Annotated in this window: 17 protein-coding genes; 9 read left to right on the top strand and 8 right to left on the bottom strand. The window is 61.3% G+C overall.

What is annotated here, in order from left to right:
- Positions 1 to 85: 85 nt before the first annotated feature.
- Together HU750_RS17220 and tyrS are read right to left on the bottom strand one after the other, a co-directional pair.
- Positions 86 to 454, bottom strand: a complete 369-nt coding sequence (locus HU750_RS17220) for a hypothetical protein (protein ID WP_186681392.1) — start codon at positions 452 to 454, stop codon at positions 86 to 88.
- A gap of 157 nt (positions 455 to 611) precedes the next feature.
- Positions 612 to 1,811 carry a tyrosine--tRNA ligase gene (tyrS, locus tag HU750_RS17215; RefSeq protein WP_186681389.1) on the bottom strand — a complete coding sequence of 400 codons (1,200 nt, stop codon included), beginning with the start codon at positions 1,809 to 1,811 and terminating at the stop codon, positions 612 to 614.
- Between the two features lie 217 nt (positions 1,812 to 2,028).
- Between tyrS and HU750_RS17210 the strand changes: the two genes are divergently transcribed.
- On the top strand, positions 2,029 to 3,450 hold the full coding sequence (locus HU750_RS17210) for a peptidoglycan DD-metalloendopeptidase family protein (RefSeq protein ID WP_099428193.1): 1,422 nt from the start codon (positions 2,029 to 2,031) through the stop codon (positions 3,448 to 3,450).
- A 3-nt stretch (positions 3,451 to 3,453) separates the two neighbouring features.
- The gene (locus tag HU750_RS17205) at positions 3,454 to 4,545 is read left to right on the top strand and encodes an anhydro-N-acetylmuramic acid kinase (RefSeq protein WP_186681387.1); all 1,092 of its coding nucleotides are present in this window, start codon (positions 3,454 to 3,456) and stop codon (positions 4,543 to 4,545) included.
- 58 nt (positions 4,546 to 4,603) lie between these two features.
- Here HU750_RS17205 and erpA read toward each other — a convergent pair whose 3' ends face one another.
- Positions 4,604 to 4,954 carry an iron-sulfur cluster insertion protein ErpA gene (gene erpA / locus HU750_RS17200; RefSeq protein ID WP_099455778.1) on the bottom strand — a complete coding sequence of 117 codons (351 nt, stop codon included), beginning with the start codon at positions 4,952 to 4,954 and terminating at the stop codon, positions 4,604 to 4,606.
- Between the two features lie 146 nt (positions 4,955 to 5,100).
- Positions 5,101 to 6,135, bottom strand: a complete 1,035-nt coding sequence (gene argC / locus HU750_RS17195; protein ID WP_008089527.1) for an N-acetyl-gamma-glutamyl-phosphate reductase — start codon at positions 6,133 to 6,135, stop codon at positions 5,101 to 5,103.
- A gap of 142 nt (positions 6,136 to 6,277) precedes the next feature.
- On the opposite strand from argC, the gene hemJ reads away from it, so the two are divergent.
- The 6 genes from hemJ to HU750_RS17165 all read left to right on the top strand — a co-directional run bounded on the left by hemJ (position 6,278) and on the right by HU750_RS17165 (position 10,704).
- Positions 6,278 to 6,703, top strand: coding sequence for a protoporphyrinogen oxidase HemJ (hemJ, locus tag HU750_RS17190; protein ID WP_186681385.1), 426 nt, complete (start codon positions 6,278 to 6,280; stop codon positions 6,701 to 6,703).
- Between the two features lie 26 nt (positions 6,704 to 6,729).
- Complete coding sequence (locus HU750_RS17185) at positions 6,730 to 7,686, top strand: NAD(P)H-dependent flavin oxidoreductase (RefSeq protein WP_186681383.1); 957 nt, start codon at positions 6,730 to 6,732, stop codon at positions 7,684 to 7,686.
- A 68-nt stretch (positions 7,687 to 7,754) separates the two neighbouring features.
- On the top strand, positions 7,755 to 8,537 hold the full coding sequence (locus tag HU750_RS17180) for an SDR family NAD(P)-dependent oxidoreductase (protein WP_186681381.1): 783 nt from the start codon (positions 7,755 to 7,757) through the stop codon (positions 8,535 to 8,537).
- Positions 8,538 to 8,601: 64 nt separating this feature from the next.
- Positions 8,602 to 8,940, top strand: a complete 339-nt coding sequence (locus tag HU750_RS17175; protein WP_027594412.1) for a histidine triad nucleotide-binding protein — start codon at positions 8,602 to 8,604, stop codon at positions 8,938 to 8,940.
- Positions 8,941 to 9,005: 65 nt separating this feature from the next.
- On the top strand, positions 9,006 to 9,653 hold the full coding sequence (gene coq7 / locus HU750_RS17170; protein ID WP_027594411.1) for a 2-polyprenyl-3-methyl-6-methoxy-1,4-benzoquinone monooxygenase: 648 nt from the start codon (positions 9,006 to 9,008) through the stop codon (positions 9,651 to 9,653).
- Between the two features lie 10 nt (positions 9,654 to 9,663).
- On the top strand, positions 9,664 to 10,704 hold the full coding sequence (locus tag HU750_RS17165) for a DUF2157 domain-containing protein (RefSeq protein WP_186681379.1): 1,041 nt from the start codon (positions 9,664 to 9,666) through the stop codon (positions 10,702 to 10,704).
- Positions 10,705 to 10,825: 121 nt separating this feature from the next.
- Here HU750_RS17165 and HU750_RS17160 read toward each other — a convergent pair whose 3' ends face one another.
- Positions 10,826 to 11,248: an OsmC family protein gene (locus HU750_RS17160; protein WP_027594409.1), complete on the bottom strand. Its 423-nt coding sequence runs from the start codon at positions 11,246 to 11,248 to the stop codon at positions 10,826 to 10,828.
- Between the two features lie 191 nt (positions 11,249 to 11,439).
- Between HU750_RS17160 and crp the strand changes: the two genes are divergently transcribed.
- On the top strand, positions 11,440 to 12,084 hold the full coding sequence (gene crp / locus HU750_RS17155; RefSeq protein ID WP_027594408.1) for a cAMP-activated global transcriptional regulator CRP: 645 nt from the start codon (positions 11,440 to 11,442) through the stop codon (positions 12,082 to 12,084).
- On the opposite strand, the gene HU750_RS17150 is transcribed toward crp, so the two are convergent.
- From HU750_RS17150 to trpD, 3 genes are all read right to left on the bottom strand, one after another.
- Positions 12,081 to 12,785 carry a lipoate--protein ligase family protein gene (locus HU750_RS17150; protein ID WP_186681377.1) on the bottom strand — a complete coding sequence of 235 codons (705 nt, stop codon included), beginning with the start codon at positions 12,783 to 12,785 and terminating at the stop codon, positions 12,081 to 12,083. The genes crp and HU750_RS17150 overlap by 4 nt on opposite strands.
- A 144-nt stretch (positions 12,786 to 12,929) precedes the next feature.
- Positions 12,930 to 13,763 carry an indole-3-glycerol phosphate synthase TrpC gene (gene trpC, locus HU750_RS17145; protein ID WP_027594406.1) on the bottom strand — a complete coding sequence of 278 codons (834 nt, stop codon included), beginning with the start codon at positions 13,761 to 13,763 and terminating at the stop codon, positions 12,930 to 12,932.
- Positions 13,760 to 14,809: an anthranilate phosphoribosyltransferase gene (trpD, locus tag HU750_RS17140; protein ID WP_186681374.1), complete on the bottom strand. Its 1,050-nt coding sequence runs from the start codon at positions 14,807 to 14,809 to the stop codon at positions 13,760 to 13,762. The genes trpC and trpD overlap by 4 nt, the downstream gene beginning before the upstream one ends.
- Between the last annotated feature and the right edge of the window lie 5 nt (positions 14,810 to 14,814).

Genomic DNA, 14,814 nt, shown 5'->3' with positions numbered 1-14,814 from the left:
CCAGCGTTCAATCTGAGCCATGATCAAACTCTTCAGTTCAATACTGCTTGGGTTTTTAAGAAACCCTAAACTTGGCTCAGCAATCTCAAATGACTATGTGATTTCTCGCATGGTCACTTGTGATGCTGATAATCTTTGTGACTATCAGTCCGTACTCACAAGCACCCACACGAATTGCTTGATTCAATTTGTTAAAGAGCGTTTGGTTAAGAGCTTTTCGTCTCAACCGAGGCGCGCATTCTACGCTTTCCTCATTTGCTGTCAAGCGTTTATTTTGAAGTTTTTCGCGAGAAACTCGTTTAGCTTCAAACACTTGACTCGCTGCGATCTCTCGTAGCGGGAGGCGAATCATACAGCGTTTAGAAGCGCTGTCAACCACCCTTTCAACCGCTGACGATCTTTCGATCGAAGCCCTTACAACACTGCCTGAATCGATTAACTCGTTGATACTCAAGGAGTTTCTCGTTCCAATCACGCTGGAAGTGGGGCGCATTATAAGCGGATTCGAAACCCCGTCAACCTTTAATTCCAAGAAACCTTAATAAAGCTGAAAAACAAAGCGGGGAGGCCTGTCGGCCTCCCCGCTTCTATATAGCTACACCTACTAACGATCACTCGGCCTTTAGAGTGACCCGGGCAAACGCCTTCTTACCGGCCTGGCACACGTGGGTGGCGCCCAGTGCAAATACGAAGTCGCGATCGACCACCGCTCCATCTACCTTAACAGCACCGCCATTAAGCAGATCCCGCGCCATCGCCGAGTTCTTCACCAACCCTGCCCGGTTCAGCACGGCAGCGATCGGCAGGTCTTCAGCCGCAGCAACTTCGATCTCTGGCAAGTCTTCTGGCAACTCGCCTTCCTTCATTCGGTTGCCTGCCGCACGGTGAGCATTGGCAGCAGCCTCTTCACCATGGAAGCGCGCCACGATCTCTTCCGCCAGCTTGATCTTGATGTCGCGCGGGTTCGCGCCATTGGCAACATCAGCACGGAACTGCTCGATCTCTTCCATCGAGCGGAAGCTCAGCAGCTCGAAGTAACGCCACATCAACGTGTCCGGGATCGACACCAGCTTGCTGTACATCACCCCTGGCGCTTCCTGGATACCCACATAGTTGCCCAGCGACTTGGACATCTTCTTCACGCCGTCCAGCCCTTCGAGCAGCGGCATGGTCACGATGTTCTGCGCTTCCTGGCCATAGGCACGCTGCAGCTCACGCCCCATCAGCAGGTTGAACTTCTGGTCGGTACCGCCCAGTTCCACGTCAGCTTTCAGTGCCACCGAGTCATAGCCCTGCACCAGCGGGTAGAGGAACTCATGGATGGCGATCGGCTGATTGGTGGTGTAACGCTTGTCGAAGTCATCCCGCTCAAGCATGCGCGCAACGGTGTACTGCGATGCCAGGCGAATGAAGTCAGCTGGCGTCAGCATGTCCATCCAGGTGGAGTTGAACGCAACCTCGGTCTTGGCCGGGTCGAGAATCTTGAACACCTGCTGTTTATAGGTCTCGGCGTTATCCAGTACCTGCTCGCGGGTCAGCGGCGGGCGCGTGGCGCTCTTGCCGCTCGGATCACCGATCATCCCGGTGAAATCACCAATCAGGAAGATGACCTGATGCCCCAGCTCCTGGAACTGGCGCAGCTTGTTGATCAGCACCGTGTGCCCAAGGTGCAGGTCAGGCGCAGTAGGGTCGAAGCCTGCCTTGATGCGCAGAGGTTGGCCGCGCTTGAGCTTCTCCACCAGTTCCGACTCGACCAATACTTCTTCCGCACCGCGCTTGATAAGCGCCAGCTGCTCTTCAACCGACTTCATAGACAGACCCGCAAGGCTCAGATTCAAGGGGAGCCAACCATACAAGATCGGCCATCAAATACAAGTTTCGCAACGGAATGTGACCTGACCGCAGGCTTGCGGCGTCTACGCGCCCTTGCGTGAAAATGGATTTGGTTATATTTTATACAGTTATTTCATCTTCATCATGTCATTCATCTTTTCCATATTCACTTTTCTTCAAAAAGTCACCTTACCTATGACCAACGAACCGCCTAAAGCGCCCCCGCTTTATCCGAAAAGCCATCTGTTGGCCGCCAGCGGCATCGCCGCCCTGCTCAGCCTGGCACTGCTGGTATTTCCCTCCAGCGAAGTCGAAGCCAAGAAAACCACCCTCAACCTCGAACTGGAAAGCCCGGTCGAGCAACTGAAAGAAGAATCCAAGGCCGCGCCGCTGGTGCAGGCTGACGCTGAGCAAAGCTCGCCGTTCGCCCAGATCGAAGAGGCCGATTCGGCCACCGAGAAAGCCGAACAGGAAAAGCCTGCAGCAGCACCGGTAGCCGAGGCCGCCAAGCAGCCCGGCCACCGCGAAGTCACCGTAGCGCGTGGCGACACCCTCTCGACCCTGTTCGCCAAGGTCGGCTTGCCAGCCAGCGCGGTTCATGAGGTGCTGGCCAGCAACAAGCAGGCGAAGCAGTTCAGCCAGCTCAAGCACGGCCAGGTGCTGCAGTTCGAGCTCGACAAGGACGGCCAGCTGACCAACCTGCACAGCAAGGTCAGCAACCTTGAAACCATTCGCCTGACCAAAAACGCCAAGGGCTACACCTTCAACCGCGAAATCAGCAAGCCCGTGGTCCGCACGGCCTATGCCCATGGCGTGATCAAGAGCTCGTTGTCGGCCTCCGCCCAACGCGCCGGCCTTTCCCACAGCATGACCATGGACATGGCTCGCGTCCTTGGCTACGACATCGACTTCGCCCAGGACATCCGCCCGGGCGACGAATTCGACGTGGTGTACGAGCAGAAAGTCATGGATGGCAAGGTGGTGGGCACCGGCAACATCCTCTCTGCGCGCTTCACCAACCGCGGCAAAACCTACACTGCGGTGCGTTACACCAACAAACAAGGCAATACCAGCTACTACACCGCCGATGGCAACAGCCTGCGCAAAGCGTTCATCCGTACCCCGGTGGACTTCGCCCGCATCAGCTCACGCTTCTCCGCTGGCCGCAAACACCCGATTCTGAACAAGATCCGCGCCCACAAAGGCGTCGACTATGCCGCCCCCCGCGGCACACCGATCAAGGCAGCGGGTGATGGTCGTATCGAACTGGCCGGGCGCCGTGGCGGCTACGGCAATACCGTGATCATCCAGCACGGCAACCGCTACAAGACCCTTTACGGCCACATGCAAGGCTTTGCCAAAGGCATCAAGACCGGCGGCTCGGTCAAGCAGGGCCAGATCATCGGCTACATCGGCACCACCGGCCTCTCCACAGGCCCGCACCTGCATTACGAGTTCCAGGTCAACGGCGTTCACGTTGACCCGCTGAGCCAGAAAGTGCCGATGTCCGACCCGATCGCCAAGGCCGAACGCCAACGCTTCCTGCAGCAGAGCCAGCCACTGATCGCCCGCATGGATCAGGAAAAGGCCACCATGCTCGCAGCGAACAAGCGCTAAGCCATGGCGCTTTATCTGGGGGTCATGTCCGGTACCAGCTTAGATGGCCTGGACATCGCCTTGATCGAACAGCGCGAGCAGCCTCAACTGCTCGCCACTCACTACATCCCCATGCCTACCGACCTTCGCCAGGACTTGCTGAGCCTTTGCGCCAGCGGCCCTGACGAGATTGCCCGCGCTGCATTGGCCGAGAACCGCTGGGCCAGCCTGGCAGCCGAAGGCATCGGCCACCTGCTCGCGAGCCAGGGCTTGCAAGCCAACGCTGTCCGCGCCATCGGCAGCCATGGCCAGACAATCCGCCATGAACCCGCCCGCGGCTTCACGGTGCAAATTGGCAACCCGGCGCTGCTTGCCGAGCTTACCCAGATCAGCGTGATCGGCGATTTCCGACGCCGCGATGTAGCCGCTGGCGGGCAAGGGGCTCCGCTCGTTCCGGCCTTTCACGAAACGCTCTTCGGCCACCTGGGCAAACGGCTCGCCGTGCTTAATGTCGGCGGCTTCAGCAACCTCAGCCTGATTGCCAACGACACGCCGGTGCATGGTTTCGACTGTGGGCCGGGCAACGTGCTGCTGGACGCCTGGATCGAGCACTCGCGCGGCCAGCATTACGATGCTGACGGCGCCTGGGCGGCGAGTGGCGTAGTGATCGAGGACCTGCTTGCGGCGCTGTTGCGCGACCCGTTCTTTGCAGGCGCCGGCCCCAAGAGCACAGGCCGCGAAGTGTTCAACCTGGCGTGGCTGCACAGCCACCTGAGCCAGCTGCCGCCCTATCGTGCCGAGGATGTGCAGGCGACCCTGCTGGAGCTGACCGCGCGCAGCATCATCGAATCACTGTGCACTGCGCAGCAAGGCACTGAGGCACTGCTGGTGTGCGGTGGCGGGGCCCGCAACGGCACACTGATGCGCCGGCTTGCCCAACTGTTGCCAGGTGCCCAGGTGGGCAGCACGGCAGCGCATGGCGTCGACCCGGACTGGGTAGAGGCCATGGCCTTTGCCTGGCTTGCCCATTGCTGCCTGGAAGGCATTCCAGCTAACCGCCCCAGCGTGACAGCGGCCCGTGGGCTGCGCGTGCTTGGCGCCATCTACCCCGCTTAACACCCCGCCAGAATGCAAAACGCCGCGCAAATGCGCGGCGTTTTCGTACAGCCCGTGATCAGATCGAGAACGAAGAACCACAGCCGCAGGTGGTGGCGGCGTTCGGGTTCTTGATGACGAAGCGCGAGCCTTCCAGGCCTTCCTGATAGTCCACTTCGGCACCTGCCAGGTACTGGAAGCTCATCGGGTCGACCACCAGCGACACGCCTTCACGCTCGACGATGGTGTCATCTTCGGCCACATCTTCATCGAAGGTGAAACCATACTGGAAGCCCGAGCAGCCACCGCCGGTCACGAACACACGCAACTTCAGACGCTCATTGCCTTCCTCGTTGACCAGGGTCTTCACCTTTTGGGCTGCCCCTTGGGTGAATTCCAGACCGGTAGGGGTGAAGGTTTCGACGCTCATGCTGATTCTCCCGGCGCAGTTGCCGCCATAAAACTCGATGACGCGCATTATCCGCTTCTCCGAGAAAAATGGTCAAGAATTGTGCGGCTTTAGTCGCGCCCACAAAAAGGCCCGCACACGGCGGGCCTCTGTGCCAGCTTACCCTGTTAGGGGAGCAGGCCCGCGTGGGACAGGCCCATACGCTCATCCAGCCCGAACAGGATATTCAGGTTCTGCACCGCCTGGCCCGACGCGCCCTTGACCAGGTTGTCGATCACCGACAGCACCACCACCAGATCACCGCCCTGCGGACGATGCACAGCGATACGGCAGACGTTCGCACCGCGCACGCTGCGGGTTTCTGGGTGGCTGCCAGCGGGCATCACATCGACGAACGGTTCATCGGCATAACGCTTCTCGAACAGCGCCTGCAGATCGACCGACGTATCTGCCACGGTGGCGTATAGGGTGGCGTGAATACCCCGGATCATGGGCGTGAGGTGCGGCACGAAGGTCAGGCCAATATCCTTGCCCGCCGCCAGGCGCAAGCCCTGGCTGATTTCAGGCAGGTGGCGATGGCCCTTGACCGCATAGGCTTTCATGCTCTCGCCAGCCTCACAGAACAGCGAGCCCACTGCAGCGCCACGCCCGGCACCACTGACACCCGACTTGCAGTCGGCAATCAGGCGCGACGGGTCGGCCAGGCCGGCCTCCAGCAGTGGCAAGAAGCCCAGCTGGGTGGCCGTCGGGTAGCAGCCCGGGACCGCAATCAGGCGTGCCTGGCGGATTTTTTCGCGGTTGACTTCAGGCAGGCCATAGACGGCGTCCTTGAGCAGTTCTGGCGCACCATGAGGCTGGCCGTACCACTTGCCCCACTCGGTGGCATCCTGCAGACGGAAGTCGGCAGACAGGTCGATCACTTTGGTGCCGGCCGCCAGCAGTTCACCTGCCAGGGCGTGGGCGACACCATGGGGCGTTGCGAAAAACACCACGTCGCACGCCGCCAGGGCTTTGCTGTCCGGCACGCTGAACGCCAGGCCGTCATAGTGGCCGCGCAGGTTCGGGTACATGTCAGCTACCGCCACGCCCGCCTCGGAGCGCGAAGTGATGACCGCCACTTCGGCCTGTGGATGCTGCGCCAGCAGACGCAACAGTTCGACGCCGGTGTAACCCGTGCCGCCGACGATACCGACCTTGATCATAACGCTTGCCCCTTATCAACGAGCCCACTGGAAAGCGCACGATAATAGGGGCGCAAGCCGCCTGTAACAACTCTTCGGGTGACCCTTCGGGCGCTTGACCACTACTATCTGACGACCGTGAAAACCTGAAGGAACTCCCTCAATGCTTTACCTATGGATCAAAGCGCTGCATATCGTCAGCGTGGTCTGCTGGTTCGCCGGCCTGTTCTACCTGCCCCGGCTGTTCGTCTACCACGCCCAGAGCCAGGACAGCATCAGCCAGGACCGCTTCGTGACCATGGAGCGCAAGCTGTACCGCGGCATCATGAACCCGGCCATGATCGCCACCTATGTGTTCGGCGCCTGGATGCTCTACCTGACCCCGGGCTGGCTGAGCCAAGGCTGGCTGCACGCCAAGCTCACCCTGGTCATCCTGCTGACCGGCTACCATCACATGTGCGGCGCGCAGCGCAAACGCTTCGCCAGCGGCACCAATACCCGCAGCCACGTCTACTACCGCTGGTTCAACGAAGTCCCGGTGCTGTTCCTGCTGGGTATCGTAATTCTCGTGGTGGTCAAACCGTTCTGACGGTAACCCCCTACAGGAGCCTTGCCATGTCATTGCCCGCCTCGCTCGAACAACGCCTGCGCCTGCCCGTGGTGGCAGCGCCGATGTTCCTGATTTCCAACCCGAGCCTGGTTCTGGCCTGCTGCGCCAGTGGCGTGGTGGGCAGCTTCCCGGCGCTGAACCAGCGCGACAGTGCCGGGTTCAAGGCTTGGCTAGAAGAGATCGAGGCAGGCCTGGCACAGTTGCAAGCACCGGCCCCCTATGCGGTGAACCTGATCGTGCACCCGACCAACCCGCGCTTGCAGGCCGACCTGGCCCTGTGTGTAGCGCACAAGGTACCCATCGTCATCACCAGCCTGGGCGCGGTCAAGGAAGTGGTCGATGCCGTGCACAGCTACGGCGGCCTGGTGTTCCATGATGTCACCACCCGCCGCCATGCCGAGAAAGCCGCCGACGCCGGCGTCGATGGCTTGATCGCCGTCGCGGCGGGTGCCGGCGGCCATGCCGGCACCTGGAGCCCATTCGCCCTGGTGGCCGAAATCCGGCAGTTCTTCGACAAGACCCTGCTGTTGGCGGGCTGCATCAACCATGGCCATGAAATTCTCGCAGCACAACTGCTCGGTGCGGACCTGGCATACATGGGCACCCGCTTCATTGCCACCGCGCAAAGCCAGGCGCAGGATGCCTACAAGCAGATGCTGCTCGATGCCCATGCCGTGGATATCGTCCACACCCCGGCGGTCTCCGGTGTGCCGGCGAGCTTCCTGCGACCGAGCCTGGAGCAGGCGGGCTATGACATGAACGCACTCAAGAGTGGCCACGAACTGGGCAAGCTCAAGCCGATCGACGACGAAGCCAAGGCCTGGAAAACCGTATGGTCGGCAGGCCAGGGAGTGGGCGATATCCATGACCTGCCGGACGCCCGTGTGCTGATCGAACGCCTGCAAAGCGAGTACCGGGAAGCCCTGGATCGCTGCCAGGGTATTCGCGCTCAGGCCTTGTAGCAAAAGGCAACACCTTGCCCAGCCAAGCTGTACACTAGGCGCCCTCTTCAGCCCCCAGGAGCCTTTGCATGACCCGTTACGCCATGATCACTGGTGCTTCCAGCGGCCTGGGCCTGGCCCTGGCGGAAGCGCTGGCACGGCGCGGGCGCAATCTGATCCTGGTGGCACGTCAGCGCGAAACGGTGGAGCCGGTGGCCATCGAGCTGACCCAACGCTTCGGTGTCGAGGTGTTGTTCCGCGCCTGTGACCTCAGCCAGCCGCTTCGCCTTTCGGGCTTTGTGCTAGAGCTGGAAGAAGGTGAGCGGCGAATCGACCTGCTGGTCAACTGCGCGGGGCTGCGCACCTACGGGCCGTTCCTGGCCCACGAGTGGGCCGACGAGCAGGACCTGCTGGAGGTCAATATCCTGGCCATGAGCCGCCTCTGCCATGCCATCGGCAACCTGATGGCTGTACAGGGCGGCGGGCAGATCCTCAATGTCGCAGGCCTGGCCGGCGTCGCACCGGGCCCCTGGATGGCGGCCTACGCGGCCAGCAAAGCTTATGTGTTGAGTTTCTCCCAAGCATTGCGCGAGGAGCTCAAACGCACCGGCATCAAGGTCTCGGTACTCTGCCCTGGCCCGGTACGCTCTTCGCGCCGGTGCATTCCGCGGCTCGAGGGCAGCACGCGCTGCCTCAGCCCCGAGGAAGTGGCGCTGTACACCGTGCGGGCGCTGGACAAAAACCGGACGCTGATCACCCCCGGCCGACGCAATCGCTGGCTGGCGTTCGCGCCACGCCTGCTACCGCGCTGGCTGGTGCGCAAGCTCGCCGGGGTAATCCATCGCCGTTACTGCCCGGTCGGAATGGAATAGCCACTGGGCGAGCGGCGCCCGGCTGAGTACACTCGGCCCGGACCCTCACCATGGAGCAAGTGCTGTGGACGATTTATTCACCAGGATCATCAACCGGGAAATCCCGGCGAAGATCATTTACGAGGACGACCAGGTTCTGGCGTTCCACGATATCGCCCCCCAGGCGCCCGTGCATTTTCTGGTCATCCCGAAAAAGCACATCCGCACCCTCAACGATTTGACCGAAGAGGATAAAGGCCTGGCCGGCCACATCCTGTTCACTGCTCAGCGCCTGGCCAAGGAACTGGGTTGCGATGACGGCTTCCGCGTGGTCATGAACTGCAACGAGCAAGGTGGGCAGACCGTCTACCACATCCATATGCACGTGCTTGGCCAACGCCAGATGCACTGGCCACCGGGCTGATCCAGGGCAAGCGACCCTGGCGCTATTGCGGTAAACTGTCGGGCACACTCTTGCGGAGGTGCCCGATGGCTACCGAACGTCACTACTCGCCGCTCGACCGCTTGTTGCTGCAGGCCGATACCGCCATGCGCACCTTGCTGCCCTTCAGCGGCCAACCGTCCCGCCCATCCCCGGCCATCGTCCAGCCGGATGCCGACTTGGACGACGCCCAGAGCCGCCACATTGCCGGCCTCATGCGCATCAACCATACCGGCGAAGTCTGCGCCCAGGCGCTGTACCAAGGCCAGGCCCTGACCGCCAAGCTGCCCCAGGTGCGCAAAGCCATGGAGCACGCCGCCGAGGAAGAAATCGACCACCTGGCCTGGTGTGAACAGCGCATTCGTCAGCTGAACAGCCACCCGAGCGTGCTCAACCCGTTGTTCTACGGCATGTCGTTTGGCATTGGCGCCCTCGCCGGCCTGGTCAGCGACAAGGTCAGCCTGGGCTTCGTAGCGGCCACCGAGCATCAGGTGTGCAAACACCTGGACGAACACCTGGAGCAAATCCCGCACGAGGACGAAAAGTCCCGCGCGATCCTCGAGCAGATGCGCATCGATGAAGAGCAGCACGCCGAATCTGCCCTCGAAGCGGGCGGCTATCGCTTCCCTGCCCCTGTGCGTTTCGGCATGAGCCTGCTGGCCAAGGTCATGACCAAAAGCACGTACCGCATCTGAAGGCTCCCCCATGACGGAACGTTTCAGCGCCAAGGACCTGGCGCGTGCCGTGCAAGCCGGCATCCTTCAGCCGGGCCAAGACAAGGCCCTGCTGCAGTTTCTGCGCCAGCAACCGGCAACACGTGGCAGTTTTCAGCTGGCGCACGTCGCCTTCTATTTCGGCGCCTTGCTCATCATGGGCGCCATGGGCTGGCTGCTGACCGAAGCCTGGATGTCGATCGGCGACTGGGCACTGCTGGCCATTGCCACCGTGTACATCGTCCTGCTAACCCTGTTTGCCCTTAATGTGCAGCGGCGCGCCCAGTCGATTGCCGCCGGTGTACTGGCGGCGGTCGCGGTCAGCATCGTGCCGCTGGCGGTATTCGCCATCGAACGCCTGGTAGGCTGGTGGCCGATGGATGACAGGCAAACCGCCTATCACCAGTACTACACCTATGTGCAGGGTGGCTGGCTGATGATGGAAGCAGCAACGGTTATTGCCGGGTTGCTCATGCTAAGGCTGATCCCCTTCCCGTTCATCATGATGCCCATTGCCATGGCGCTGTGGTTCATGTCGATGGACCTCAGCGAATGGTTCTATGGCTCGCCGTTCAGCTGGGAACAACGACGCGAAGTGTCGCTGTGGTTCGGCTTGGGCATGCTGCTGGTGTTTCTGGTGGTGGACGGCCGCACGCGTGAGGACTACGCCCACTGGGGGTATCTGGCTGGGCTTGCGGCGTTCTGGGGCGGGTTGACCCTGGTGGACAGCGGTAGCGAATTGGGCAAGGCCCTCTACTGCCTGATCAATATCGGCCTGATGGGCATCGCCGTGCTGTTACGCAGGCCGGTGTTCATGGTGTTCGGGGCATTGGGCGTGGCGGCTTACCTGGGCTACCTGTCGTACGAGGTATTCGCCGAATCGCTGCTGTTCCCGGTGGTGGTGACGGTGATTGGGCTGGGGGTTATCTGGCTGGGTCTGGTTTACCAGAAGCGGCGGGAGCGGTTGAGCCAGGTATTCAGAAACGGTTTACCGCAATGGTTGCGAATGGCCCTTCCGGCATTACGTGACTGAAGATAGCAGGGGCCGCTTCGCGGCCCATCGCAGGCAAGCCAGCTCCTACGGAGGTTGCGTTGAACCTGTAGGAGCTGGCTTGCCTGCGATGGGCTGCGAAGCAGCCCCAACAATCCAGCACTTAACCCAGCTCTACAATCTCGTAACCGTGGGTAATCTCGACACCTGCACGCTCCAGCATGATCGAAGCCGAGCAGTACTTCTCCGCCGACAGCTCCACTGCGCGTTTGACCTGGGCCTCTTTCAAGCCACGGCCCTTGACCACGAAGTTCATGTGGATCTTGGTGAACACCTTCGGGTCTTCACTGGCGCGCTCAGCTTCCAGGAACGCCTCGCAGCTTTCCACGGCCTGGCGCGACTTCTTCAAGATGCTCACTACATCGAAACTGCTGCAACCACCCAGGCCCAGCAGCAGCATTTCCATCGGGCGCACGCCCAGGTTTCGGCCACCGGCCTCGGGTGGGCCGTCCATCACGACGACATGCCCGCTCCCCGACTCGCCGAGGAACATCGCGTCACCGGCCCACTGGATACGTGCCTTCATCTACCCGGACTCCTAATTTTCGGAAAAGGGTGTCAGCTTAGACCTTGTGTGGCTGTCGGAAAAGCTCGAGACGTGTCGGTTTAGTACCGAAACATTCTGTAGTGTCTGATAAGCTGGCGCCAAATGACTGGCGCGTTCTGCCAGACACTCTTTATAAGAAACCTATGCGTCGTATCGAACAGGATTTCGTGATGGTTGCCTCCGCCCTACCCGCCAAGATCAAGAACATCGACAAACTGCTGGTGCACTGCCAACGCCGCCGCTACACCGCAAAAAGCAACATTATCTGCGCCGGCGACAAGGCCGAAACACTGTCGTTCATCATCAAGGGTTCGGTGACCATCCTGATTGAGGACGACGATGGTCACGAAATGATCATTGCCTACCTCAACAATGGCGATTTCTTTGGCGAGCTGGGCCTTTTCGAGCCCGTAGAAGGCGAGCAGCAGCGCAGCGCCTGGGTCCGCGCCAAGACTGAATGCGAAGTAGCAGAGATCAGTTACGACAAGTTTCGCGAACTCTCGCGTCAAGACCCCGACATCCTCTACGCCCTGGGCGGCCAGATGGCCCAGCGCCTGCGTAATACCACGCGTAAGGTTGGCGACCTGGCTTTCTTCGATGTCACCGGGCGTGTTGCCCGCTGCCTGCTCGAACTGTGCAAGCAACCCGATGCAATGACCCACCCGGACGGTATGCAGATCAAGATCACTCGGCAGGAGATTGGGCGTATCGTCGGTTGTTCGCGGGAGATGGTCGGCCGCGTCCTCAAAGACCTCGAGGAACGCAGCCTGGTGCAGGTCAAGGGCAAGACCATGGTGGTCTACGGTACCCGTTAGTCCTTGGGCAAATCGGCCAGCACCTTGGCATAAGCCTGTGACAGGCGCTCGAACCAGGGCGCTTGGGGCGCCACTTCGTGCAAGGCAATGTGCGCATCGGCGCGGCAGCGCTGCTCCAGCTCGCAGCATTCGTTGAAGCGGTTGACTGCCGCGACCATCGATTCACGCTCGTTATCCAGCAGCAACGCGCCATGCACCAACACCACCGGGCGTTTGCCACCCAGCCCCTGACGCCAGCGTTGGGCCGTGCCGACCAGTTTTCGGCCATTGAGGTTGACGTTATAGCGGCCGTCGCAGAACGCCCCGTCGATCTCGCCCACCGAAGCCACCCCGCCCCACTCGCGTAGCACCTCGCACAGCGGCAGGCACAGCCGCTCGTAGGCATTTTCGATGCGCCCATGGTCACCTTCACTGCGCGGCGCCACATAGACCAGCGCCACATTGACCGTGGCATGCGACTGCGGCACCGGTTCACCGCCGGTCTCACGCAACAGCACCGGCCAGCCAGCGATCGCCAGCTCGGCACAGGCGGCTTCGAAGTTGTCCAGGCGGCTCATGCGCCGCGGCATGACCAGGGCATGGTCGGTCGGGCGCCAAAACAGCACACCGCTGTCGCGTTCGCCGCGGCAGACGGCGGCCAGCAGGTCCTGTTCGGCATGCAGGCCTTGTTCAACGGTCAGTGCCAGGGGTTGATCGGTCATTGATCCACCTTTGATGTTGTTATCGATCCCCGCAGGTTCAACACAGCCACAAGGGTGCCAAAGAACCTGTGGGTGCGGGTTTACCCGCGAAAGGGCCATTACAGGCATACAAAAAAGCCGGCAGTCACGCCGGCTTCGTTTCGATCAGTCCAGTGGCTGAACAGTCTTCTTCACCTGCTCCGGGAAGAACAACCGCTGCAATTCCAGCCCAGGCTGATCAGCGCGCATGAACGCCTCACCCACCAGGAACGAGTAAACCTCGTTGATTGCCATCAGCTCTACATCGGCCCGGTTGAGGATACCGCTCTCGGTAATCGCCAGGCGATCACGCGGAATACGCGGCAGCAGGTCAAGGGTGGTTTCCAGGCTGACCTCAAAGGTGTGCAGGTTGCGGTTGTTCACCCCCACCAGCGGTGTATCGAGGGTTTTCAACGCACGCTCCAGCTCATCGCCGTCATGCACTTCGACCAACACATCAAGGCCTACAGCCTTGGCTGTGGCAGCCAGTTCGGCCATCTTCACGTCATCCAGCGCCGAGACGATCAACAGCACGCAGTCAGCGCCCAGTGCACGGGCCTCGACGATCTGGTAGGGGTCGATCATGAAATCCTTGCGGATCACCGGCAGCGACACTGCCGCGCGCGCCTGCTGCAGGTACACATCAGCGCCTTGGAAGTAATCCACATCGGTCAACACCGACAGGCAGGTCGCCCCGCCCTTCTCGTAGCTGACGGCGATTTCCGCTGGCACGAAGTGCTCGCGTATCACGCCCTTGCTCGGCGACGCCTTCTTGATCTCGGCAATGACCGCCGGCTGCTTGCGCTTGGCCTGCTCGATCAGCGCATTGGCAAAACCACGTGGCGCGTCGGCGGCCTTGGCCAGGCGCTCCAGCTCAGCCAGGCTGACCCGGGCACTGCGCTCGGCCACTTCCTCAACTTTGCGGGCGATGATCTTTTCCAGCACGGTCGGTACGCTCATGCTTCGTTCTCCAGCTTGAATACGGCGGTGAAGGCACCCAGCTCCTGCAGTTTTTCCCAGGCAAGGCCGGTGTGCAGCACGTCATGGGCAAGTTCCACGCCCTGTGCCAGGGTCATGGCATGATCCGCGGCGTACAGCGCGGCGCCCGCATTGAGCACGATCATTTCCGCGGCTTTCTGGCCGTTCTCGGTCTTGCGTCGGCCCAGGGCATCACGAATCAGCTCGTAGGAGGCCGGTGGGCCTTCAACCGCCAGGCCATGCAGGCTCTGGCTCTTCATGCCGAGGTCTTCCGGCTCTACCCAATACTCGGTGATCTGGCCATTTTTCAGCTCGGCGACAAACGTCGGCGCCGCCAGGCTGAACTCGTCCAGGCCGTCCTTGGAATGCACCACCAGCACGTGCTTGCTGCCCAACCGCTGCAGCACTTCGGCCAGCGGGCGGCACAGGGCCTGGGTGAACACGCCGACCACCTGGTGCTTCACACCGGCCGGATTCGTAAGCGGGCCCAGCATGTTGAACAGGGTGCGCAGGCCCAACTCACGGCGCGGGCCAGCGGCGTACTTCATTGCCTTGTGATGGCTCTGGGCAAACATGAAGCCGATGCCCAGGCTGTCGATGCAGCGGGCGACCTGCACTGGCGTCAGGTTCAGGTAGATGCCTGCGGCTTCCAGCAGGTCGGCGCTACCGCTCTTGCCCGAGACCGCACGGTTACCGTGCTTGGCCACCGGGCAACCGGCCGCGGCGAGCACAAACGAGGAGGCGGTGGAGACGTTGAAGATGTTGGCGCCATCGCCACCGGTGCCGACGATATCGACCACCCCATCGAGGCTCTTCAGCTCGACCTTGTCGGCCAGCTCACGCATCACCGACACCGCGCCGACGATCTCGTCGATGCTCTCGCTTTTCATGCGCATGCCCATCAGGAAGGCGCCGATCTGCGCCTCACTGCATTGACCGGTCATGATCTGACGCATGACGTCGCTCATTTCTTCAGTGGACAAGTCCAGATGACCGACGATGCGGCTCAGCGCGCTCTTGATATCCATGTTCG

Source organism: Pseudomonas sp. SWRI50 (assembly GCF_014269095.1).
Taxonomy (GTDB): domain Bacteria; phylum Pseudomonadota; class Gammaproteobacteria; order Pseudomonadales; family Pseudomonadaceae; genus Aquipseudomonas; species Aquipseudomonas kermanshahensis.
This window is presented reverse-complemented; position numbering and strand designations above follow the sequence as displayed.